This window comes from Algoriphagus sp., assembly GCF_029254265.1.
Taxonomy (GTDB): domain Bacteria; phylum Bacteroidota; class Bacteroidia; order Cytophagales; family Cyclobacteriaceae; genus Algoriphagus.
Genome location: NZ_JAQWXX010000019.1, coordinates 1 through 23397 on the forward strand (window position 1 = coordinate 1; position 23397 = coordinate 23397).

At 38.8% G+C, this 23397-nt stretch carries 17 protein-coding genes and 1 pseudogene; 12 read left to right on the forward strand and 6 right to left on the reverse strand.

Annotated features, from left to right (window positions below):
* Positions 1-177: 177 nt before the first annotated feature.
* Positions 178-1557, reverse strand: a complete 1380-nt coding sequence (locus P8O16_RS01775) for a hypothetical protein (RefSeq protein ID WP_300310243.1) — start codon at positions 1555-1557, stop codon at positions 178-180.
* Between the two features lie 88 nt (positions 1558-1645).
* Here P8O16_RS01775 and rbfA point away from each other — a divergent pair, with 88 nt between their 5' ends.
* Together rbfA and P8O16_RS01785 are read left to right on the forward strand one after the other, a co-directional pair.
* Complete coding sequence (rbfA, locus tag P8O16_RS01780; protein WP_300310245.1) at positions 1646-2026, forward strand: 30S ribosome-binding factor RbfA; 381 nt, start codon at positions 1646-1648, stop codon at positions 2024-2026.
* 12 nt (positions 2027-2038) lie between these two features.
* The gene (locus P8O16_RS01785) at positions 2039-3265 is read left to right on the forward strand and encodes an FtsX-like permease family protein (RefSeq protein ID WP_300310247.1); all 1227 of its coding nucleotides are present in this window, start codon (positions 2039-2041) and stop codon (positions 3263-3265) included.
* On the opposite strand, the gene P8O16_RS01790 is transcribed toward P8O16_RS01785, so the two are convergent.
* On the reverse strand, positions 3262-4464 hold the full coding sequence (locus P8O16_RS01790; protein ID WP_300310249.1) for a tetratricopeptide repeat protein: 1203 nt from the start codon (positions 4462-4464) through the stop codon (positions 3262-3264). The two genes, P8O16_RS01785 and P8O16_RS01790, sit on opposite strands and share 4 nt — an antisense overlap.
* A gap of 3 nt (positions 4465-4467) precedes the next feature.
* Positions 4468-8094, reverse strand: coding sequence for a hypothetical protein (locus P8O16_RS01795; protein WP_300310251.1), 3627 nt, complete (start codon positions 8092-8094; stop codon positions 4468-4470).
* 175 nt (positions 8095-8269) lie between these two features.
* Here P8O16_RS01795 and P8O16_RS01800 point away from each other — a divergent pair, with 175 nt between their 5' ends.
* The 4 genes and pseudogenes from P8O16_RS01800 to P8O16_RS20525 all read left to right on the forward strand — a co-directional run.
* The gene (locus P8O16_RS01800) at positions 8270-8866 is read left to right on the forward strand and encodes a hypothetical protein (protein WP_300310252.1); all 597 of its coding nucleotides are present in this window, start codon (positions 8270-8272) and stop codon (positions 8864-8866) included.
* A gap of 67 nt (positions 8867-8933) precedes the next feature.
* Positions 8934-10070: an N-methyl-L-tryptophan oxidase gene (solA, locus tag P8O16_RS01805; RefSeq protein WP_300310254.1), complete on the forward strand. Its 1137-nt coding sequence runs from the start codon at positions 8934-8936 to the stop codon at positions 10068-10070.
* Between the two features lie 80 nt (positions 10071-10150).
* Positions 10151-11941: an ABC transporter transmembrane domain-containing protein gene (locus tag P8O16_RS01810; protein WP_300310256.1), complete on the forward strand. Its 1791-nt coding sequence runs from the start codon at positions 10151-10153 to the stop codon at positions 11939-11941.
* A 48-nt stretch (positions 11942-11989) separates the two neighbouring features.
* Positions 11990-12142 (forward strand): annotated as a pseudogene (locus P8O16_RS20525) (DUF3050 domain-containing protein); the annotation flags it as partial.
* A 32-nt stretch (positions 12143-12174) separates the two neighbouring features.
* On the opposite strand, the gene P8O16_RS01815 reads toward P8O16_RS20525, so the two are convergent.
* Complete coding sequence (locus P8O16_RS01815) at positions 12175-12849, reverse strand: class I SAM-dependent methyltransferase (protein WP_300310258.1); 675 nt, start codon at positions 12847-12849, stop codon at positions 12175-12177.
* A gap of 161 nt (positions 12850-13010) precedes the next feature.
* On the opposite strand from P8O16_RS01815, the gene P8O16_RS01820 reads away from it, so the two are divergent.
* Together P8O16_RS01820 and P8O16_RS01825 are read left to right on the forward strand one after the other, a co-directional pair.
* On the forward strand, positions 13011-14381 hold the full coding sequence (locus P8O16_RS01820; protein ID WP_300310260.1) for an exopolysaccharide biosynthesis polyprenyl glycosylphosphotransferase: 1371 nt from the start codon (positions 13011-13013) through the stop codon (positions 14379-14381).
* The gene (locus P8O16_RS01825; protein WP_300310263.1) at positions 14371-15309 is read left to right on the forward strand and encodes a class I SAM-dependent methyltransferase; all 939 of its coding nucleotides are present in this window, start codon (positions 14371-14373) and stop codon (positions 15307-15309) included. Before P8O16_RS01820 ends, P8O16_RS01825 begins: the two co-directional genes overlap by 11 nt.
* Here the strand turns inward: P8O16_RS01825 and P8O16_RS01830 are convergent.
* Positions 15299-16213 (reverse strand): universal stress protein, encoded by a 915-nt coding sequence (locus tag P8O16_RS01830; RefSeq protein ID WP_300310265.1) that lies wholly within the window; start codon positions 16211-16213, stop codon positions 15299-15301. The genes P8O16_RS01825 and P8O16_RS01830 overlap by 11 nt on opposite strands.
* A gap of 222 nt (positions 16214-16435) precedes the next feature.
* On the opposite strand from P8O16_RS01830, the gene thpR reads away from it, so the two are divergent.
* The 4 genes from thpR (at position 16436) to P8O16_RS01850 (ending at position 22775) form a co-directional block, all read left to right on the forward strand.
* Positions 16436-16969 carry an RNA 2',3'-cyclic phosphodiesterase gene (thpR, locus tag P8O16_RS01835; protein ID WP_300310266.1) on the forward strand — a complete coding sequence of 178 codons (534 nt, stop codon included), beginning with the start codon at positions 16436-16438 and terminating at the stop codon, positions 16967-16969.
* Positions 16970-17177: 208 nt separating this feature from the next.
* The gene (locus P8O16_RS01840; protein WP_300310267.1) at positions 17178-18701 is read left to right on the forward strand and encodes a tetratricopeptide repeat protein; all 1524 of its coding nucleotides are present in this window, start codon (positions 17178-17180) and stop codon (positions 18699-18701) included.
* A 192-nt stretch (positions 18702-18893) separates the two neighbouring features.
* A complete protein-coding gene (locus P8O16_RS01845; protein WP_300310269.1) occupies positions 18894-19988 on the forward strand; it encodes a phytase in 1095 nt (364 codons plus the stop codon).
* An 18-nt stretch (positions 19989-20006) separates the two neighbouring features.
* Positions 20007-22775: a TonB-dependent receptor gene (locus P8O16_RS01850; protein ID WP_300310271.1), complete on the forward strand. Its 2769-nt coding sequence runs from the start codon at positions 20007-20009 to the stop codon at positions 22773-22775.
* Positions 22776-22818: 43 nt separating this feature from the next.
* Here P8O16_RS01850 and P8O16_RS01855 read toward each other — a convergent pair whose 3' ends face one another.
* The gene (locus tag P8O16_RS01855) at positions 22819-23319 is read right to left on the reverse strand and encodes a DUF6702 family protein (protein ID WP_300310274.1); all 501 of its coding nucleotides are present in this window, start codon (positions 23317-23319) and stop codon (positions 22819-22821) included.
* Between the last annotated feature and the right edge of the window lie 78 nt (positions 23320-23397).

A 23397-nucleotide genomic window follows, 5' to 3' on the forward strand; every position in this document is an offset into this window, starting at 1 on the left:
ATTACCTGGACGAGTTTTGTTACAAGCTCAACAGAAGATACTTCGGTCAAAAACTCTTTGACAGACTCATCATTGCTTCGATTTAATCATACTGGCAAGATTGCGGATATACATAATAAAGTATTGCATATATTCCTGATAACCAAGACTTGTCGGGAAAATCAAAATAAGCTTCCCTTATTTTTTCAATTCAAAAACCCCTGGCTTTGTTGCTTGATAATCCTTTTGGAGGGAGGGAAACTGCTCTAGCAGGGCTTTAAAATCACCGTTTGGATCTAAAACCTGAGAAGCCTTTTGGGTTTGAAGTAGCTGGTAGATTCTTGCTTTTTCGGGTAGTCCACGTTCTTTTTCAAGATAGATCTTGCTCAATTCATAATTTAAAAAAGGTCCACCGAGGGAAGATTTTTGGAAAGGAGTCAAATCATTTCCCATGATCATTAAAGAAGGAGTATAGCTTTCCTGAGTTTCCTGGACCAGATAGTTCGGGCTACTGAAGTTTTGCCAGTACCACCAGCTAGCGATGGGCAGGCCGATAATCAAAAGGTAAAATGAAAGATTTGAGATAAGCCCTTTTTTAAAATTGATAAAAAATTGCGTGATTAAATAGGTTAGTGCTGGGATGAAAATCACTAATTGATAGGCCGCTTGTCTTTTGATTAATAAGAATTCAAAAGCCGAAAATATCAGCCAAAGAACGATAAGTTGCCTTTGTTTTTGTTGGTTTATCGTAGATCCACGTAAAACAGATGCTATAAAATAACCGATTAGAGCCAATAAGATGGGGAAAGCACCTAACGTGAACCAATCAAAAACACTTTGAAAATTAGTCTTTTTAGTAAGAAATGAAAGTGGCCAAATTTCTAAGGCTTCCTTGAGGCCTTCTCTCCAAAAATAAAATACTCCAATCAGTATTATAGGAAGGAAATATCCAATCAATGAAAGCATCAGCTGACGAAAGGAAAAGCCGCTTATAGCAATACCGGTAAAAATCAGATAGGGTAAAAAAAGCAAATAATTTGGCTGGAAGCCGGTTGCAATCCCAGCATATAACCCAATCAATAAGGTGGATTCAGTGGTTTCTTTTTGTAAGACAGTCTGTGAAAACAATTGCCCCAAGGCCAAAATCAGAAAACAACTTCCCAAAAGCGCGGGACTTAAGCTGATCATGTCAAAGCAGAAATGGAACAAAGCTGCCATGATAATGGCTGGTAAATACGTGTTTTCCTCAAATGCCCTAAACTTGATAAGAATAGAATTCCAATACAAAATCTGAAATATGATAAGCGCCCGGCCTATTAGATCATATGCGAGTTGGCTTCTACCAAACAAAAAATCCACAATCCTAAAAAATGCCGCAGACAAAGGACCCGTGTTGTCAATGATATCCCTGTAAAGTAAAAAACCCTCTCCTACTCGTTCGCCCAGCAATATCCATGAGAGCTGCGTTGTCGTAAAAGAAAATGGATTTATCAGAAGGTAAGCCAAGGTCAAAATCAGAAGGTAAACTCCGATTCCGATTAGCCTAAATGGATCATTGACTCTAAAGAAACTTAACAAGGTGATTTTAGAAAAGAGATGTGTAGGTTTTACCCGAAATTAATTCATGCCCAACTATTTCGCTAAATTTGTACCATAAATACTTGAGATGGAAAGTAAAAGACAACAAAAACATGCAAAATTACTCCAAAAGGAGCTTGGAGATATTTTTCAAAAGGATGCAAAGCACCTGATCGGAAGGTCAATGGTTACGATTACTCGAGTGATGGTAAGTCCAGATTTGGGTTTTGCTAAGGTATACCTAAGCATATTGATAACTGACCCACAGGCGACCTATGAGCTTATCAATGAACATAAAAAGGAAATTCGTCATACGCTAGCTAAGCGAATTGGAAAGTCTGTACGAATCATTCCTGAGATTGCATTCTTTCTAGATGACTCTGCCTCCTATGCACAGCACATGGATAAAGTCATTTCTGATCTAAATATTCCTCCAGCTCCGGAGGAAGAGGAGGACGAAGAAGATTAAACTCTCATTCTATTGAATCTTAGCTTTTTCATAGCCTCAAGGTACTTTCGCAGCAAAAAGAAGCGAAACTTCATTACCATTCTCTCCACCATTTCCATTATTGGAGTGGCAGTAGGGACCATGGCTTTGGTTATAGTTATGTCTGTTTTTAATGGTTTGGAAGATTTGATTCGAGGCCTTTTTGCAAGCTTTGATGCCGAACTCAAGATAGAAGCTGCACAGGGAAAAAGCTTTCTTACCAGTGAAGAATGGCTGGAGAGTATTCGAGATCTTGATGGAGTAGCAATTTTGACTGAAGTTATCGAAGACAATGCCTTGCTTGATTACAATGGAAACCAGATGATCGGAAGAATCAAGGGGGTATCTGATAACTTTTTGGAGCAGGGTAGATTTTCTCGAGGATATTTCTGGGGGGATACAACGTTGGGAACTGCTATTCGTCCAGCGGCTATTTTAGGAAGGGGCGTAGGATTCTTCTTGTCAGTAAATCTGGATAATATTAACGTCCCTCTTAAAGTATTCTATCCAAAAGCTCCAAGGAGTGCTGCTACAATCGATCCTAATCAATTGTATTCCTCCGCAGTTCTTGAGCCTGTAGCATATTTCAGTGTTGAGCGGCAGTTTGATGATCAATATGTCATAGCTCCTCTTTCATTCACAAAGGATCTATTGAATTATGGGGATAAGCGTACTTCACTTGAGATAAAAGTTGCCGATGAGTATTCTATAGGAGAGGTTCAAGAAAGACTAAAAATTCATTTGGGGGAAGACTTTTTGGTGAAAAATACGGACGAGCAGCACGCAGGACTTTTGCGGACAGTTCAACTGGAAAAATTCTTTGTTTTCTTAACCCTAACTTTCATCCTTGCGATCGCCTCTTTCAATATTTTCTTTTCATTAAGCATGCTAGCAATTGAGAAGAAAAAAGACATTGCAGTACTCAAGGCAATGGGAGCGCCAGTAAAACTGATCCGAAGAATTTTCCTTAAACAAGGAGCTCTGATTGCATTCTCCGGAGCGATAATAGGTTTGGTTTTGGGATATGCAATTTGCTGGGTTCAGCAGACATTTGGATTGGTTTCACTTGGAATATCCTCTGCAGTGGTTGATGCTTATCCTGTGGAGATTATATTTTCTGATTTCATTTGGATTAGTGTGGCGGTCATTTCCATTACACTTGCAGCCTCCTGGAGACCAGCTTTTATTGCCTCTCAGGTGGATACTACCCACGAGCTTTAATCCTCACAGACTTTTTTCCAGACATCAAGTGCCTCTTTCATTCCCAATTCGCCAGCCTTTAGAAGTTCAGGGCAAGCCTCTTCGATGCGCCTCATTCGTTGAAAAGTAATTCCCCGGTGATAATAGCCTGTTGGATTTTCAGGATCATTTGCTACTGTAAGCGTAAAATCAGCCAGTGCTTCCTCGAGTTTTCCACTCAGGTATCTCGCCTGACCCCGAGCTAAATAATAACCTGAATTTAGATTTTCGAAGGAAATGGCTTTTGAATAATCTCGTTCTGCTTGCTTCCAATTTCTTTGGGCTGCGTAAATTTTACCTCTATAAAAGTAAGATTCCGTGTCCATCGAATCTAACTCAATAGCCTTCCCAAAATCTTCAATTGCTCCTGTAGAATCCCCATGATTCATTCGGTAAAATCCACGTTGTTTAAAAGTTTGAGAATTGGCAGTCGAATCTGAAATGACCTCATCGAGTTGTGAAATTAGTTCTTCATCACCTCCATTTTTTACTTGCACTAATCCCTGTTTAGCTGGAAGGTGATTTGGATTTAAGGCAAGTGCTTCTTCATAATAGGTAATGGCAAGCATATTGTCTCCGATTCTAGCGAATGAGCGTCCTTTTTCGGCATAATAATCTGGATTAGAACGATCGTATTCGATCGCAAGATCAAAGTACGAAAGGGCTAGATCGTATTCACCCAATTCAAAACTACATAGTCCCATGTGGTAATAGGCTTCTGCTGGATTTTCGGATTGTGCGGTCATGATCTGTGAAAACCCCTGGTCCGCGGCCCCTTTTCGGTAAATGATACGGGTGGTCTCACCAGGAGGAAATGCTAAAAACGACTCAAAATCTTCAATTCCGGATTGGTATTGTTTGAGCAGATATCGGACTCTCCCTCGGGCAAAATAAGCTTCTGCATTTTCAGGATCTAGAGAAAGCAAACTGGAAAAATTTACCAAAGCTTCCTCATAATTTTGGATTTGCTCATAAGCTTGGCCCCTAAGCCAATATCCATCTACATCTCTTGGGTTTGATGCTATCCAGGAATCAAAAAGTACAATCGCCTTTTCCCATTCCTGCCGATTAAATGAATCATATGCTTCATCAAAGAGTTTTCCCTTTGTTTCAAACATATCTTGGGCAAAAGTGCAAAATGAAATTCCCAGCAATAAACTTATCGTAATCAATCTTATCATAAATCAGGACTCTGTTTTTCCTAATTTAAAGTTAGAAAGTCCTCGATTAATTACTGAATAAAGTGTTCCTAAAATACCAAGACTTCCCGTGGCATACGCATAGGCTTCGTTGAAAAAGTTTTTGTCAAAAATCCCTATCAATGCGAAACAGATCAATACAAAGCTGATAGCAGACACTTGAATAGTAGTCGCATTTCCATTTACTTTTTCAAAATTTTGGAAGCTTTTTATTTCTTCATCTGTAGAATTGTCCAGAATATATTTTCTAAAAACTGCACTAAATAGTTCCCAATCTGACCAGTCACCTCTGACATTTGAAAAGTTTTCGACTGGAACAATAATTCCCTTTTGGGCAAGTTCGATGAGGACGTCTTTCCTTGCGATATTAAAAAAGCCTTCCTGGGCAAAGGAATAACAAGCCATTTTTTCATCGAAATTCAGTTCTGTCCAAAGATTATAGAGGTAAGCTTTTCTGGATCGCTGCTTGATCATCAGATCATTATAATCTTTGGGATAAATAATGTCTTGTTCTGCAAATGCTTTTTTAGAACTGGTTTTGAGTGGGAGAAGGACAAAGTGATAATCTGAAAAGAACTCAGAAAAGCGCATTTTATCCTTGATATCGGAAATGGTGTTAGCTGTATCTTTCCATGATTTTCCAGAACTGACAATGATGGTTTCTATTGATTCATGCTGCTTTTGTAAGGAATAAATAATTTTAATAATCTCTAATGGGTTATTCAGACAGTGGAAATTTTTAATATGAATTATCGAAACATCAGGATCTATTTCCACATTTGATACATCCTCCGCTCCTTGGAGCATATCAAATTCCATTAGCAATTCCGGATAGACATTTTCCTCTTTAAATTTTTCATCAAGGACTTCATCGAAATTTTCCGAATTAGTGGAGCAAAGAAAAAGGAGTTTTTTATCCAGGTCTAAATCATTTTGGGTATTCCAGTCACCCTTAAGTTCAAAAAATATTTTTGTCTGAACCCAGTGAATTAACATGGCGAGAATTACAAGAAATATTAAAATCCCAATCACATAACCACCGGAAACCTCTTCACTTTGGCCCGCCAAATGACTTCGAAGCATTTTTTGATTTGGTGTAATGAAATCAATAATTCGTTGGTCAAATGGATCGCTGAGTGCAAACATCATTGATCTTCTGGCACTTTCGTATTTGAAAAACGATTCTTTGCTTATCTCCTTTCCTTGGTTCACCTGAGAGGCGTGTATTTCTTCTTTATCCCAAATTCTCTTTTCAAAGTCATATGTTTTGGAATGAATCATGAAACCGGGTAAAAACCCAATCACAAGGAACCAAGTCAAAAGATAGAAAGTCAATACTCTTTGAGATTTGATTTTTTTGAAAATTAAACCCTGTTTGTGTTGCCAAAAAAACCAGAGCAAACAAACAGATAATGCTATTAACGTTGCCCCTAAAAAGTACCTGAATAAAGACCAATTGAAGATACTATTCATCAGTAGGAATAGCAGTACAATAAATCCAAGGGTGCTGTAGAAAGAAAGAGAAAGCGTTTTGGGATTTTTCCATTTTGCACAATCTATCTGTGTTGTAAGATTGATCAGGGAAATCAAAGAAGACCCAAAAATCACAATACACAAAAACTCAAGGTGATTAATGCTAGCATATCTATATAGAAACATAAGACCCAAAAAAACCAATAGGTATACAATGCTTAGATATTGTAGACGATTGAGATTGTCCGAAACCGGTTTGATTCCTTCATAGATGAAGGATTTGAACCCAAACTCATCTGTAGAATCTCTAGTTATTAACTGAAGTCCAAGAGAAAATATCAAAAACAAAAAGTAAATCCCCATTAAGCTTACCGCCTCAAAAGACACCAATGAGGTAAATACATTGGTGATATTCTGATTGACTAGAAACATGAGCCACAGAGGTTCGTCAAATTGAAGTTTACTAGAATCTTGACTATCTACACGACGAAGGAGCGCTACATATTGATTTCCGTTGAGATAGATCGGGACCTCGAGTTCCGTACTTTCCCCTTTTTCGTTATTGTTGATGATTGAGGAGATTTCTTTCCATTTATCATTGCTCAGGCCTTCTTGAATATTACTTATTGGAGAGGCGATCTTTTTGCTGGAATAGATCACTCCTCCGGTTTTTTTGAAAATCAAAAACCTGTTTTCAAAAGCAAGATCTGATTTCACTTCTCCATTAATCCTGTCTTTATTGTCGACTTCGAGGTTAAATGTGATTGCTTTTATATCAAGGTGGTCCAGACCGCCCAAATTTTTAGAAATTACTGTTTCAAGTTTTCCAGATCCTCGACTGTGGTGGGATTGTATATAGTTTTTTTCCGGTTTATCACTGTCTACGAAATACCGAAAATACCTTCGATCTGATAAGTCAATTGCGGATTTATTCCCAGAATAATTGACGAGACCTTTTCCACGCTTTCCATCATCAAAATAGAGTAAGTCAGCAAAACCAGAATCATTAAATCCGATCAGCTCATTGAAAGTCGACCTTTGAGGTTTGAAATCTTTATCCTTACTCCAAGTGTCCAAATTATCACTCTTGGCCCTTAAAGAGGCATAGATGCTTTCTATAATTTGATCTGCTAAGTCATAAGTCTTTTTATCGATCGATTCGGGTTTGTTTTTGAAACTCGAAACAGCAAAACCAATTACCAAAAAAAGTCCCATCAGTGAGATTCCTGATTGGATCACCTTATTTTGAGTGAGATTGTCACCCTTGCTTAGGTTTATAATCCCAAGAAGGGGAATCGACGCGATCAATAAAAAAAGGAAAAGAAGCAGCGCAGAAATTAAATCAAAATTGATTCGAAGTCCGACTCGTTCAAAGTTGGATTCCTTCACCATACCGATTACATAGAGATTGAGATTTTCGAGTGGAAGCGGGGAGATATAGGATCTATTTAATTCATTCGAAAAAATCAGCTTTTCAACCGAAACTCCTGAAATCGTATTTCCCAGACTGTCAAATCGACTTTGTTTGGGATGAAAAATCTGCAACCCTTCAAAATAGTCTGGATAAATCCCTACTCCTTTATCATCTGTAATCAGAAATCGCTCAAATATTTTATTGTTTTCCTGCTTTCGTAATAGATCTCCGATATCAATATTTAAGTCTAGCATTAGCGCAGGACTCATTAAGTCACCGTTAGTAGTGTTGATTTTTAGATCGTTTGGGGAGGGGATTTCCCAATTCTCATTACCCTCATCAGGAAGCTTAATGATCAGATTTTTTTTAAAGAGCTGGTTCCCTCGAAGTTCCAAACTTCCCTCTTTCACATTTTCTGTATCAGCAATTCGAGCGTTTTGGTATTTAAGTTGAAAATTGATCCTACTGGCGATTTTTTTTGACTCTTCTTTGATTTTTGGGTTAGTTTCAAAATCCGCATATCCTTTTCGAATGAAATAAGCTTCTACACGAGAATAAAAATCAGGAAGTGCTCTCTTGATGTCTTCTTCTATTGCAGAAATACTCCTAATATTTTGTGCTTCAAGTTCCTCTTGATTTTTAGTTGACTGCACATAGAGCACAATTCCCAAGATGCCAACGATAGGAAGAAGGAAAAGCCAAATCTTTAGTGTTTTAAGTTTCATCAAAAAAATATTAAAAGTATTCTTTAACTTACCTTATAATCCATTGAAAATCAAGATATAGCGATAAAAAAATATTTTTTCTTTGGGCGAAGATTAAAAAAAACTTCTATTTTTGATTCAAAGGCATGTTTATTGGTTGACCAACCGTTAGCTAATTCAGTGAAAAATTCATCTCATGATAAAAAATCTCCGTCTAATTCTTTCCGTTTTATTTACTTTTTCAATCTTTCACATCGCGATTTCCCAAACTTCTGAAGAGGGGAATTCACTCAAATCTGGCACAATAGATAGCCAATTTGATTATATCTACAGCACTTCAAATAATTTTCAAGAGTATAAAGTTGTCAAAAAAACGAACCTTGATCTCTTGAAATCCAATATTCTGGATTCGATGAAAACTATGAGAGGTGAAGTAGCTTCTCAAAAAATACTGATGCAAGGAAAGAATGATTCGATTGCAAGCCTTAATGCTCTTCTGGAAGTCTCAGAATCGGAAAAGCAAGTTGCGATAGACGCAAAAGACAATTTTACTTTTTTAGGGATAGGAATTCATAAAGCCGTTTACTCCTCTATGATGTGGATTCTAGTTGGAATTCTGGCAGCTGCATTGGCCTTTTTCTCTTTTCAATACATGAAAAGTTTTAAGAAAATCAGAAAGGCTCAGCGTGACTTGGTAGAAGTTCAGGAAGAATTTGACAATCATAGAAAAAATACACTTGAGCGTGAGCGAAAACTTAAGCGCGAGCTGGTAGATGCTCAAATGGGGAAATAGGGAAGATCTTTGTTACTTGATTTTTTCAGAAACGCTCCTTTGGATTTCCGAATTTTAATAGATATCTATGAAATATGACCTGGCAGTGATTGGTCTTGGGGCTGTAGGTTCTGCTGCACTCTACCAGCTATCCAAGAGGGGAGTTTCAGTTTTGGGCATTGATCAATTTGATCCGCCACATCAATATGGATCTTCGCATGGGGAAACCAGAATCACAAGATTGGCTGTAGGAGAAGGGCGGGACTACGTTGCTTTAGCGATGCGTTCTCATCAGATTTGGGAGGAGATTTTTGCTAAAAGTGGAAAGCAAATTTATCATCCAACAGGTGGTATTCTGCTGGATTCTGGGGTTCATGCCTGGGGAAAGCATGGTACCAAGAGCTTTTTGGATCAGACCATTTCATATGCCAGAGATTTTAATATCAAGCATGAACTTGCAGATTCTAAAACCATAAAAGCTAGATTTCCTCAGTTTCTTGTGGAGAAAACCTCCAAAGCTTATCTGGAAAAATCAGCGGGATATCTACTTCCAGAATTGGCCATTGCCACGCAGCTAGAGCTAGCTAAAGAAAATGGAGCTAAAATTTTACCTAACACAAAAGTAAAATCGATCCAAAAATCACCGAATGGGATTAGTCTAGACTTGGAGGAAGGTAAAATTGAAGTGGGAAAAGTAATTTTATCCGCTGGTGGATGGATCAAGGATTTTTTGCCGAAAGAAGTCTCCGATAACTTCAAAATCTGCCGACAAGTTCTCCATTGGCTGGAATTGGAAAAGGAAGCAGGACAATGGAAAGATTCACCGGTCTTCATGTGGGGATATGGATCTCAGCCAGAAGATTTCCTTTATGGATTTCCTTCATTAGATGGAGAGACTGTAAAAATGGCGAGCGAGTCTTTTGTAGACAGTGAACATCCAGATCTACTCAACCGAACGGTAACCGAGGAGGAGCAGCGTGACTTTTGGGAGAATAAAGTTAAGGGAAGGGTACTTGGATTTTCAGGTAAATTCAGAAAATCCGAAGTTTGCTTTTACACTGTTACCCAGGATGCCAGGTTTAAAGTGGACTTTTTAGAAGGTTTTGATAATGTTCTTATGGCTTCAGCTTGTTCGGGTCATGGGTTTAAGCATTCTGCTGCCTTGGGTGAGCATCTTGTTCAGAAGTTATTTGGGGAGGACCTTACTGTCTCTTTGGAATGTTAATTCGCTTTCAACTTTACTTTTTTGAAAGACATATACTTGCAAAAAGTGGTACTTTTGTGACCAAAATATAAAATTCGCGCATGGCTAAGAAGAGAGGAACTGCTTTAGAAGAGCATGAAAAGAGGAAGTTGACGAAGCAGAATTTGAGTAAACTTGGGGGGATTTTCAGCTTTTTGATGCCTTATAGGGCATCGTTTTTTCTGGGAATGGTTTTTTTGCTTTTGTCTTCCCTGACTTTACTGACATTCCCTTTTGTTGCCGGAAAACTTATTGATACTGCGCAGGGAGAGGACTGGTTTGTTACAGATATCAACTCAATTGCCTTGATTTTAGTCGGTATACTTGCAGTACAAAGTGTTTTTTCCTTTTTCAGAGTTTGGCTTTTTTCTCTGGTTTCAGAAAAGTCGATGCGAGATATTCGACATGCTTTGTATTCCAGGTTGATCCGGCTTCCAATGACATTTTTTGATGAGCGAAGGACGGGTGAACTGATCAGTAGGATCACGGCAGATGTAAGTATGCTTCAGGATACTTTTTCGGTGACTTTAGCAGAGCTTTTTCGTCAGATTGTGACCTTGATTGCAGGAGTGATTTTTCTGATGGTGACGACTCCAAAGTTGACCTTGTTTATGTTGGCCACATTTCCAGTGCTAGTTATCATTGCGATGGTATTTGGGAGATTTATACGAACCCTCTCCAAAACTACCCAAGATGAATTGGCAAGTGCAAATGTAATTGTAGAAGAAACGCTCCAGTCTATTAGCACAGTCAAATCATTTGTCGGAGAAGCGTATGAATCGAATCGGTACCAATCGGGTTTGAATAGAGTCGTTTCTGTAGCATTAAAGGCGGCAAAATACCGTGGAGCTTTTATTTCCTTTATCATTTTTGCCTTATTCGGAGGTATTGTGGCCGTAATGTGGTACGGGGCAAGTTTGGTGAGTTCTGGCGAAATGAGTGTAGGAGAATTGGTTTCATTTGTACTCTATACCACTTTTATTGGAGGATCGATTGCAGGACTAGGTGATATTTATGGACAAGTGCAAAAAGCCATAGGATCATCTGAGCGTGTTTTAGAAATTTTGGATGAAAAGGAAGAACAATCTTCCGGGGTCAAAAAAGGAAGTTTTACTGGCAAAATTACTTTTGAAAAAATTGGTTTTCACTATCCAACCAGGCCTGAAGTAGAAGTGCTAAAGTCATTATCCTTTCATGTAAATCCGGGTGAAAAGGTCGCATTGGCAGGACATTCGGGAGCTGGGAAATCGACAATAATCCAATTATTACTTCGGTTCTATGAGCCGCAAAAAGGAGAAATATTGGTTGACGACCAGCCGCTTTCCAGCTGGGATTTAAATAGTCTTCGATCTCATATTGGAATCGTACCACAGGAGGTTTTACTTTTTGGAGGCTCAATAAAGGAGAATATAAGCTATGCTAAACCTAATGCTAGCGAGGAGGAATTGATAGAAGCTGCAAAAAAAGCAAACGCATGGCAGTTTATCTCAAAATTTCCGGAGGGGATGGATACCCTAGTCGGTGAAAGAGGGGTAAAGTTATCAGGCGGTCAACGTCAACGAATCGCCATTGCCAGAGCTATCTTGAAGGATCCTTCAATTTTGGTTTTGGATGAAGCTACTTCTTCATTGGATGCAGAGTCAGAGTCTTTGGTTCAAGAGGCACTGGATGAACTGATGAAGGGCAGAACGACCATTATCATAGCACATCGATTGGCGACGATACGCAAAGTAGATCGCATCTATGCACTGAGTGATGGACAAATTGTCGAAGAAGGGAGTCATTCTGAATTGCTTGCACGAGAAAATGGCTTTTACAGTAATCTTGTTCGCCTTCAATTTGCAGAAAACTAAAATTTCCCAAGATAAAATCGGCTTTTTTAAGTTTCTTTTTTCAAGCAGTATATCCATCTAGACACAAATGAGCATGGTCCTTTAGCCTTGAAGATGGTGGAGTTGCTCACCGGCAACGATCCTATCAAAATGAAGGAGGCTGAAAATGCGGCTAGAGAGGCTCTTGAAGCAAGACGTATCCTCTGGAATGGAATCCATTAAGAATTAATAAAAAACAAAGAATTTGCAATCGCCTAGCCTCTGAGATTATGGGCCGAAATGGATTTGACTAGGCCCAGAATTTTTTCTCGGTAAATCGATGCCTTTGGAAACAAATCAAGCATTCCCTTTTCATCGAGCAGTCTGATCTCCTCCAAATACTGCTTTGCATCCTCCGGTTTCCAGCTTTGCAAGCGACTAAGCTTTGTTTTGGTTAAAAGAAAATAAGTAAAACTCTTTGGGTAAAACTGAGCAAAAGGAAGGGCATAGTGTGCTTCTATAGGGAAATATTTATTCGGCGTCTGTATGAAAAAGTATTTCCCTACACGCATAATTTCATTGGCCATCTTTTTCTGATTTTCAAGAGTGTAAAGGTGCTCAATCACAGAATTTGAAAATATCAGATCGAATGAACCTGACTCATAATTTGGCATATCAGTGGCATCCCCTTTGACCCCGATGATATTGGGATGGTCGCTTGCTTCCTGATATAGATTCAAAAGTGTAATCGTAACATTTGGAAGGTCAGGTATCGAACTGTTTTTCCAGAAATAAGCAGTCCCACCAAGATCTAAAATCCGAAATGGCTTATTTTTTGAAAATACTTTATAGAAAAACACCTCAAAGTCTTTCTGTCTTTTGGAGCGAAATTTAGCCCCGATTGAATTTGGATGATCTGAGGAGGCAAATAAATCTGAAATAAAACTCATGATGTGCCCTTAGGGCTGTATTGCTAATAAATAATCCCAAAAGTAATCAGCCTTGATGATTCTTTTCTTAATTTTAGCTTTGAAATGAATCTCATTGCATATCTAACTAAACTATTTCGGTTTTTGAAAGATTATCAGGCTTTTTTTAGAGTGTCATTTTTATGAAGAGAAGATTTGATAAGTATTTTCCTTGGGTTTTCACTCTCAGTGATTTTTTCGCTTCGCTCATAGCTTTGATCATTTGTTTGGTTGCACTAAACTATTTCGGATATCTTCAAAGCACCACAATAAGCTCATTATTTCCACTTTCATTGCTTTGGATATTAATCTCAAGTCTTCGTAAAGATTATAAAATTGGGCGTACAGATGAATTTGAATATACGCTCAAGCGCTTATTAGGAACTCTGGTTTGGTTTATTGGTGCTGCCACAGTACTCTGGTTACCTCTTCGTACACCTAACTTGCAATTGATCTCCATAATAGGATTGACTTCTGGGATGCTTATTTTAATGGGTTCCTTTAGGGTCGGTCTTCATATGGTCCTTAGACAATACCGAGTTCAGGGTAATAACTATCGAAATGCAGTTATTATTGGTAAAGGGGGTACAAGTCCTAAATTGGCCGATGTATTTCGGATAAGAAAAGAATTTGGGATCAATTTTCTTGGATATTTTGATAATCAGGCGGATTGTAGCCTTACTAGAGGTGGGGTAGATTCCTTCTTTGATCAGGCTCATGATCTCGATTTGGATTTGATCTATATCCATGAAAAACTGGATGAGCTTCTAGTGAAAAAAATAATCGATTTTGCTGACGAAAATTACATCAAAGTCAAGATGATCCCTGGAGGAAGTCTTCAGTTAGAGAAGAATCTTTCTTTTTCTAGATATGGTGATTTTTTTGTCATTAATGTCAATGACATCCCCTTAGATAATACCTTAAATGGACTTGCAAAGCGTAGTTTCGATATTGTTTTTTCTGCTTTGGTGATTGTTTTTATTCTTTCCTGGCTGATTCCATTGGTTGGGCTGTTAATTAAACTTGAATCGCGCGGATCGGTATTTTTTATCCAAAAGCGAAATGGAATCAATAACAATGTTTTCAATTGCCTTAAGTTTCGATCGATGACACCAAATGACTATGGTGACACCAAGCAGGCGGTTAAAAATGACCCGAGAGTCACAAAAATTGGCGCTTTTCTTCGAAATACTTCTTTAGATGAAATGCCACAGTTTATCAATGTTTTTCTGGGAGATATGTCAATTGTGGGACCAAGACCCCATACAGTTCCTATGAATCAGACATTTAAAACTCAGATTCATCGCTACAATTCCCGCCATAAAATCAGACCCGGAATTACAGGTCTGGCTCAAATTAGAGGGTTCCGTGGAGAAATTGAAAATCCCCATCAAATCAAATCCAGAGTAAGACTTGATGCTTTTTATATCAATAACTGGACATTTTTATTGGACTTAGGGATCATGGTAAAAACAGTGCATGAGCTTTTGTTTAACCGTGAGAATGCCTATTGATTTGAATCCCTCTTGTAAATTCTGTGGAAAAGAAGAGTTTTTGATTTTTCAGGCAAAAGAGCGAATGCTTCAAATGCCAGGAGAGTTTACATACCACGAATGCCAGTCCTGTAAGTCTATTCAGTTAATAGATATTCCTGAAAATCTATCTGATTACTACCCAGTTGATAGCTATTATTCTCAGGCGCCCCTAGTAGAATCTTCCAATCTGAAGAATCAGTTAAAATCGCTTCGATTAAAACTATTTTTAAATCTCCCATTCAATTTTTTAGCTCCGAGCTATGGCTACTGGCTAAAGAAAATCAACCCAAAACGAAACTATAGAATCGCTGATTTGGGCTGCGGAAATGGACAGTTGCTCTATGAAATGTATGCTTCAGGCTATCAAAATCTTGAGGGGTTTGATCCATTTATCCCGAAAACAAAAAAGCTAAATTCTAATCTAACGCTCTGGAAAAAACCCTTCGAAGATTCCGTTGGTTTCTTTGATTTGATCATGATGCACCATGCTTTTGAGCATATGGCGGATCCGAAAGCGATTCTTGAATTGTGTTTTGAAAAATTGAATCCAGGAGGAAAGATTTTAATCAGGACTCCTGTAACAGATGCAGAAGTCTGGAAAGAAAAGCGGGAAATGTGGGTACAGCTTGATGCGCCAAGACATTTGGTAATTCCATCGGTTAAAGGATTTTCTCTTTTGGCCGAACATCTTGGCTTTTCCCTCGACGAGGTCGTTTTTGACTCTACCGAGTTTCAATTTTGGGGAACTTCGCTTTATGAAAAAGGCTATCCATTAAATCCAGATCTCGCCAAATCTATGTTTACCTCAAAAGAGCTAACAGAAATGAAAAAAAGAGCCCTCCGATTAAATCAGGAGGGCAAGGGTGATCAGGTATGTTTTTATCTGACTAAACCGATCAAATCCTAAATAGTGCTTCAAAGAAGCCGACGGTTTCTCCTTTTTTCTTGAAGATTAGCATTGGTAACACGTTATTAACCATTACTAATTTTTCTGCAACGGAGCCTAATAATATGGCTGCGGATTTGGTGCGTCCCCTTGAACCAAGGAGAATCATATCAGCTCCGATTTTATGTGCCTCGTCCAGCAATAATTTTCCTTCGTCATGATCTTCATTCAACACAAAATGACAATCTAAATCCCGGTGATTATTCTTATGGAGAAACTTTTTAAAATCCTTATTTGCATTTTCTTTCATGATTTCGGAAAATTCCTCGAAAGTCTTTCCTGTTTTCGAGTAGCCATGAGGAACTTGATATAGGTGTACAGGTACCAATTCTGCATGAAGGTCGTCGCAAATCCGCTCACTGAAATTATAGATCAATTCAGTATGGTCTGAGAAATCTGTCGGCACCATGATTTTTTTTGGAAGTCCCGGAGGTCTTTTTTCCTGAAGCATCAGAATAGAACACGGGGCTTTTTTGGCAATTCCTTTTGCAAGGGATCCGTTTCCTTCCAGCGTCTCTTTCCTTCCCATAATCACAAGATCTACGTCTTTGATCCTTGCCCATCGAAGAAATGTCTCCAGTTGATTCTCGCCTTCTTCTGCGAATACTTCAATTTCGATGTGATCAGGAAAGTTGAAATTCTTCAACTTTTCTGTGATCATTGCCTCAATAGACTCATCACTTGGAGCCAATAGCTCTGGATGGGAGTCAAGAATTTCTTGAGGAATAGCCAAGTTTTTTGCAACATGGACGAAATAGCATTTATCTATTCCCAAAAATTTCAAAAAGACTATGGTCTTTTCAATTAGGATATCGTCCATTTCTGTCAAATCAAGGCCGATCATGGCCTTTGAAAAGTATTTCATAATGATCTACGGTTTATACCCTTAATTTAGGGGTTTGATTGGGTTATTCGAATAGTTTTTTTGTTTTTGAGCTTAGAAATGCTTCATGAGGTAATTTTAAGAGATGAAATAGAGCCTGCTTGGCGCGGACAGTCATGACTCAAAAGTCACACACTACAATGGTTATTATCTATACAAGATTCCATATGACCTTTAAAAAACAATTACAACCAGATGAAAGTAATGCAGAAATATTTTTTAGCCATTGTTCCTACAGGGGATATTCAGGAATCGGCCACTTCGCTAAAGCTTTTGCTAAAAGAGCAGATGAATATCAAGTATGCTCTGAAATCTCCTGCACATATTACACTTAAAATGCCATTTAGCTATAATGAGGCAAAAGAGGATTATTTGATTGAAAAACTCAGCACATTTTTGTCCAGAAAAGAAAACTTCAAACTTCAAGTCAATGGTACTGGGACTTTTGGGAGAAGAGTGATTTTTTGGAAAATTGAGGCTGACTCTAAGCTGTATGAGTTACAAGAATCAATAAAAAGCTTCTGTAAACGGGAATTGAATCTCGTAGATGAACTGAGTGACCGAAACTTCCACCCGCACATGACGATTGCATTTAAGGATGTGAAAGAAAGGGATTTTGAAACAGTCTTGGATCTTATTTCAAGCCAAGAAATCAGCCAAACATTCCAAGTGAATGCGGTGGTACTTTTGAAAAGAATTGGAGGTCGTTGGGAAAATTTTTACACATTTCAACTTTAGAATGACAAAAAAATCTGCTTCATTTTTTCAGATTTAATCTAAAGACAACATGTAATTAACAGCTTATTATTCTCAAAATTTGATTTTTACAATTATGAGGGAATTTGTTTTCTGCTGTTTTCTGCTTTTGACCAGTTTGATTTATCCTGTTACTTTTTCCAGCGCTCAGGACATGAAATCTTTTGATCTTGATCGTGTAAGCAAGCTTATGAAAAAGAATCCGGAAGAGGCATTAATTTTCACTAATGAATTCCTGGCAAACGGCACAACAAAGAAGGATTCCCAGAAATATGGGGAACTACTTTTGATCAAGGGGCAATTACTTTTCCAAGTAGGCTTATATCAACTAGCCTCCGAAGCGCTTTATCAGGCAGAGAAGGTCTTTGATTCCAAAGTCTGTCTTCAATGTCTGGGCAGAGTAAATAACGCGCTAGGTGAAGTCTATTATAAAATTAAGAGTCCTGAGGAATCTCTTTTAAGGCACCAAAAGGCGCTCTCTTTTTTTCAGTCTTCAAAAGATGAGCTTGGGATAGCCAGAGCAAAAGGATTTATCGGAGGGATGTATGAAAAACTAGGGGAATACGAAAAAGCACTTTCTTTTCAAAAAGAAGCTTTAATCCTATCAGAAAATATCCAGGATCATGCGCAAATTGCTTTCGTTTTTGAAAATATCGGAAGTATCTATGAAGATATTGAGAACTTTGATTCCGCTCTTTTTTATTTTGAACAAGCCTCCAAACATAATCTTTTCATTGGTGATAGCCTTTCACGGATCGGCATTTTGAATAATCTAGGGGATGTCTATCGCAAATCCGGACGAGTAGATATCGGACTGTCATACTCGATTAACTCACTAGAACTCAGTCTGCGTTTAGGGAATCTCTATCAACAGCGATCTGCGCTAGTTGACCTTTCAAAATCCTATGCGCTTCTCGGAGAGTTTGAAAATTCCTACTTGAAACTGGAAGAAGCAAGACAACTTGGAGAGAAGATCTTTTCTGAAGAATCTGCCCGGCAATTGGCGATACTTGAATCCCAGTATGGACTAGAAGCTAAAAATCTGGAAATCAATCGACTAAATCAAAAGCAGGAATTCGAATCCAGTCTTCGCTGGCTTTTTATTTTCTTGCTTTTTCTTTTGACGGTACTAGGTTATCTGATCTACAACCGTCAAAAGCTGAAAATCCGAAGCAACAAGGAACTTCTGCTCCGGCAGGAGGAGCTGATCCAAATGAATGAGAAACTCATTGAAACAGAGAAGTACAATCTTCAGCTACTAGAATCTAAAATGGTGGCGGAAGAAAAGGCTCATTCGAAAACACTTTCTGCTCAAACGCTCCATGTCATAGACAAAAATCAAATGCTTGAGGAAATCAAAGCAAAACTGAAGAAAATCATGGAGGAGGATCCGAAGGAGCAAAAAAAGAAGATACGAAATCTGATCAAACAAATCGATTTTAACTTTTCTCATGATACTGAATGGGAGGATTTCAAACTTTCCTTCGAAAAAGTACATCAGGATTTTTTTAGAAACCTTCAACACAAGTCTGGGGAACTCACCCCGGCTGATCTCAAATTGGCGAGTTTAATGCGGATGAATCTAAGTTCAAAAGAAGTAGCCTCCACCTTGGGGATTTCGATGGATAGTCTGCGTATTTCCCGATATCGGCTACGAAAAAAACTACAGCTCCAAAAAGAAGAAAAACTACAGAATTTCATTCTTAGCCTGTAAGTTACAATTTATTAATCTCAAATTAACATTTTGTAATCTACTGAAAATCAGTCTATAAATCTGTTAATTCAAATTTTTGTTTCCTTTTTGTAAACGGCAAAATTTACTTTTGTTGCCCAATTGATAACGTTGATTTGCTCGTGACTAAAATCCGGTGAGCTAAAATTGCATGGTATAAACCAAATCAATTTTATGCTTAAAAATTTACCTCATTTCAGTTTACTTGGGATTGCCCTATTCAGTTTCTCCTGTTCCAATCCATCAGGCGACACAAGCAATTTGGAGCTCACTGATTCCACATCCATGATTCGTCCGCTTTACATTACTGACTCAGTAGTGCATGATACCGACGATCCAGCCATTTGGATAAATAGGGCAGATTATTCAAAAAGTCTGATCATCGGTACAGATAAGGATCAGGATGGAGCTTTGTACGTCTTTGATTTAAAAGGGAAAATAATCGACTCCCTGAAAGTGGGTGATATCCAAAGACCTAATAATGTCGATATCGGATATGACTTAGTGATTGGTCAAGATACGCTTGATTTTGCAGTGACAGGTGAGCGATTTACATCCAAGCTCCGGTTTTTCTCTCTTCCCGATATGAAAGAAATCTCTGCTCCTGGACTGGAAGTATATGTAGGTGAAACCGGGACAGAATACAAGGACCTCATGGGCGTTGCACTCTATCAAAATCCGGAATCGGGAAAATACTACGTCATCGCAGGCCGAAAAAATGGGCCAACAGACGGTAGCTACCTTTGGCAATACGAACTTGTAGATCAAGACGGTAGCCTACAGCTTGATTTGGTCCGGAAATTTGGAAACTACTCAGGTACTAAAGAAATCGAAGCAATCGCCGTGGATGCCGAGCTTGGGTATATCTATTATTCTGATGAAACAGTGGGCATCAGAAAGTACTATGCTGATCCAGCTAAAGGAAATGAAGAGCTCGCTTTTTTTGGACAATCTGGATTTGCTGATGATCATGAAGGAATCTCCATCTATAAGACCGGCGCTAAGACAGGTTACCTGTTGATATCAGATCAGGGGGCTAATTTTTTCCAGGTATTTCCAAGAGAAGGAAGCACCAACAATCCTCATCAACATGATCTGATCACAAAACTACCGCTCAGTACGATTTCAAGTGATGGGTCGGAAGTCACCAATCTCGCATTAGGGCCTGATTTTCCAAAGGGACTTTTTGTAGCCATGTCAGATGACAAAACCTTCCAAATCTATCGCTGGGAGGATTTGGAGAATTATATCAAAACCAAAAAGAACTAATTTAAATTAACTCATACCATGAAAAAACAAGTACTTTATTTGGCAGCCTTTTTATTCTTGCTGCTTGCGAATGTGTCTGTTATGGCACAGGGAGTATTGAAAGGAAGGGTGATCGATGATCAAAACCTCTCCCTTCCCGGTGCGAATATCATCTTGAAAGGAACAAGCACCGGTACGGTGACGAATCAACAAGGTGATTTTTCGATTTTGAATTTAAAGGCTGGATCTTATGAGGTGGAAGTTTCCTATCTAGGCTATGCTGCTATGACTAAATCTATAGAAATAGCAGCTGGTGAAACTTCAGTCTTGAATTTCAAATTAGCAGAGACCCTTATTGAAGGTGCTGAATTCATTGTATTGGGAGATCGATTGAAAGGTCAGGCAAAGGCCCTGAACCAACAAAAAAACAACTCAAACATCACCAATGTGGTGTCTTCAGACCAGATTGGCCGATTTCCTGATGCCAATATTGGGGACGCCTTGAAAAGAGTACCGGGTATTACCATGCAGAATGACCAAGGTGAGGCAAGAAACATCATCATCCGTGGAATGGCTCCGCAATTGAATTCGGTGACGATCAACGGCGAAAGAATTCCTTCTGCAGAAGGCGACAACAGAAATGTGCAAATGGATTTGATCCCATCGGATATGATCCAAACTATCGAAGTAAATAAAGCTGTACTTCCATATATGGATGCCGATGCCATTGGCGGATCAGTCAATTTAGTTACTCGACAAGCTCCTAACGCGTTACGCGTTTCAGGAACAGCAGCTTCGGGAGTGAACTTACTTTCCAATAAGCCGATTTGGACCGGTGGCTTGATCCTCGGAAATCGTTTTTTTGATGGTAAACTTGGCGCAATATTCTCAGGCTCTTACAACAATCACAACTTCGGTTCGGACAATATCGAAGCAGTCTGGTATGAATCTGACAACGGCGTGGTGCTGGAAGAAATGGATATCCGTGAGTATCAAGTGCAGCGAGTCAGAAGATCTGCAAGTTTAGCGTTGGATTATGAAATCAATACCAATCATACCCTCTACCTCTCCGGGATGTACAATCACCGAGATGATTGGGAGAATCGATTCCGAATGCGTGTAAGTCAATTGGATGATTCATTTGACGACGGAGAGTTTACACAGACTTCTCCGGGAGTCTATCAGACTCAAGGTCGGGTAGAGTTTGAGACAAAAGGTGGGATAGATAGTAAAAGAGTGAAAAATGCCCGTCTGGAGGACCAAAGAGTATATAATGTGACTTTAGGCGGAGACCATTTATTCAATAAGCTGAAGGTGGATTGGCACCTTACTTATGCCAAAGCCTCAGAGGAGCGACCATTTGAGCGCTATATTTCCTACAGATCTTCGGGTCAGGATGTCCGTGTAGATGTCTCTAATCCCGAAAAACCAATTGCAATCCTAAGCGATATTTCGGATAATCTGGGAATCGGGTTCAATGGCCTTTCGGAGCAATACGGTTTTACAACAGATCGGGATCTGAATTCCAGAATAGACTTTAAATTACCTTACTCTCCGAAAGGAATCCTTCAATTTGGCTTAAGGTACCGCAATAAAGAAAAATTAAGGGATAATAATTTCTTTGAATATGAGCCGGTGGATGAGGATGATTTTGGACCTACACTTGGATCTGTTCCCAATATAAATTACTCAGATCCAAACTACCTGGCAGGTGCTCAATATCAAGTAGGGACATTTGTTGATCCAAATTTTCTTGGGAATTTAAATCTTAAAAATTCGGGCCAATTTGAAGAAACGGATCTGTTAGAAGAATACATTCCAGGTAACTACATGGCTACTGAGAATATCACTGCCGCCTATGTGATGGCGGATCATCAGTTTAGTTCTAAATTCTCTGCGGTAGCGGGCTTGAGGCTTGAGGCCACTTCCATCGAATACATGGGGAATATATTTGATATTGATAATGAGGAAGTGAGTCCGGCAACCGGAGATCAGAATTATACCAACTTCATGCCGGGGCTTCATTTCAAATATGATCCTGATTCTAAGTCAGTGATTCGATTGGCGTGGACTAATACGATCGCAAGACCAAACTATTTCGATTTGGTTCCTTATGCAGAATTCAGCCCGGAGGATGAAGAATTAGCAAGAGGTAATCCTAATTTGAAGGCCGCTACTTCCATGAATTTTGATGTGATGGCAGAGCGCTATTACGATAATATTGGTCTAATTTCCTTAGGAGGTTTTTACAAAGACATTGATAATTTCGTCTATACAATTACGAGTCAAGGCTTTAGTGATCCACAATTTGGAGATGACCTACAGTACTCACGGCCTGAAAACGGCGGAACTGCGCAAGTCTATGGATTGGAAGCTTCATTCCAAAGACAAATCTGGAAAGGATTGGGAATTTACCTGAACTATACTTTCACCAATTCCTCCACAACTGGAATAGAAGATCGGGATGGGGAAGATTTGGAACTTCCAGGCACAGCCGATAATATGTTCAATGCCTCACTTTCCTATGAGACTAAAAAACTGGTAATCCGGGTTTCTTTGAATTATGCTTCAGATTACTTGGATGAATTGGGAGGCGAAGCTTTCGAAGATCGTTACTATGACAAGCAGACGTTCCTAGATGTGAACGCTTCTTATGCTATTACCCCAAAGTGGCGGATTTTCTTTGAAGGAAATAACTTAACCAATCAGCCACTTCGATACTATCAGGGTATTCAGTCTCGTACAATGCAGGAAGAATTTTACAATGCAAGACTCAACTTTGGGCTGAAATTCGACTTGTTTAATTAAGACATCAAATTGAATTAAGGGCTGGTTTCGCTGACATCAGCCCTTAATTTTTTAAAGTTAAAACTCCCCTCTCCTCACCATTTCCCAACAACAAACTCCGCGGAGTAGAATTTCCTGGAAAATACATATGGACGATGTTCTGTTGGGATTCAATTTCCTGAAGTAAAATACTGTTCCTAACCTCAATTTGATTTGAAATAGATACCGGAGTGGATTCGAAATAAGCCCAAATCGCATCCTCTTCTACCTCAAAACCGAGGTAGTTTAATTTTACTTTCTTCCCATCTACCCAAATTTCAAAATGGTTAGTCAGGTAAGAACCGATTTTATCGTTTAGATTTTTTTCATCCTTGGGATTCAAAATATCGAAAGGCTCATTATGGTATTTGGAAAGAGAACCCTCCAAATCATCCCAAAAGATTTTTTGGGCAACTTCCAGATTTTTGGAATTGGGATTCTGTCGGATTTCTGTCAAACTGATGAAAAACGGGTGGAAAGAAACCAACCATCCCAAGTAAATTAGCGCAGTGGAAAGATGTTGCATTTGGTGTAAGAACTTGTCTTTTTTGGTATTTATCCTGTATTATTGTTGCAATTTACTTCTTTCGAAGTTTAATCACCC

Excerpts from the sequence above, each read along its gene's own strand:
- P8O16_RS01800 (WP_300310252.1), top strand. The coding sequence starts at position 8,270 with ATGATAAAAAATCTCCGTCTAATTCTTTCCGTTTTATTTACTTTTTCA.
- rbfA (WP_300310245.1), top strand. The coding sequence starts at position 1,646 with ATGGAAAGTAAAAGACAACAAAAACATGCAAAATTACTCCAAAAGGAG.
- P8O16_RS01790 (WP_300310249.1), bottom strand. The coding sequence starts at position 4,464 with ATGATAAGATTGATTACGATAAGTTTATTGCTGGGAATTTCATTTTGC.
- P8O16_RS01840 (WP_300310267.1), top strand. The coding sequence starts at position 17,178 with ATGAAAAAGAATCCGGAAGAGGCATTAATTTTCACTAATGAATTCCTG.
- P8O16_RS01815 (WP_300310258.1), bottom strand. The coding sequence starts at position 12,849 with ATGAGTTTTATTTCAGATTTATTTGCCTCCTCAGATCATCCAAATTCA.
- P8O16_RS01850 (WP_300310271.1), top strand. The coding sequence starts at position 20,007 with ATGAAAAAACAAGTACTTTATTTGGCAGCCTTTTTATTCTTGCTGCTT.
- P8O16_RS01855 (WP_300310274.1), bottom strand. The coding sequence starts at position 23,319 with ATGCAACATCTTTCCACTGCGCTAATTTACTTGGGATGGTTGGTTTCT.
- P8O16_RS01820 (WP_300310260.1), top strand. The coding sequence starts at position 13,011 with ATGAAGAGAAGATTTGATAAGTATTTTCCTTGGGTTTTCACTCTCAGT.
- solA (WP_300310254.1), top strand. The coding sequence starts at position 8,934 with ATGAAATATGACCTGGCAGTGATTGGTCTTGGGGCTGTAGGTTCTGCT.
- P8O16_RS01795 (WP_300310251.1), bottom strand. The coding sequence starts at position 8,094 with ATGAAACTTAAAACACTAAAGATTTGGCTTTTCCTTCTTCCTATCGTT.
- thpR (WP_300310266.1), top strand. The coding sequence starts at position 16,436 with ATGCAGAAATATTTTTTAGCCATTGTTCCTACAGGGGATATTCAGGAA.
- P8O16_RS01845 (WP_300310269.1), top strand. The coding sequence starts at position 18,894 with ATGCTTAAAAATTTACCTCATTTCAGTTTACTTGGGATTGCCCTATTC.
- P8O16_RS01830 (WP_300310265.1), bottom strand. The coding sequence starts at position 16,213 with ATGAAATACTTTTCAAAGGCCATGATCGGCCTTGATTTGACAGAAATG.
- P8O16_RS01825 (WP_300310263.1), top strand. The coding sequence starts at position 14,371 with ATGCCTATTGATTTGAATCCCTCTTGTAAATTCTGTGGAAAAGAAGAG.
- P8O16_RS01810 (WP_300310256.1), top strand. The coding sequence starts at position 10,151 with ATGGCTAAGAAGAGAGGAACTGCTTTAGAAGAGCATGAAAAGAGGAAG.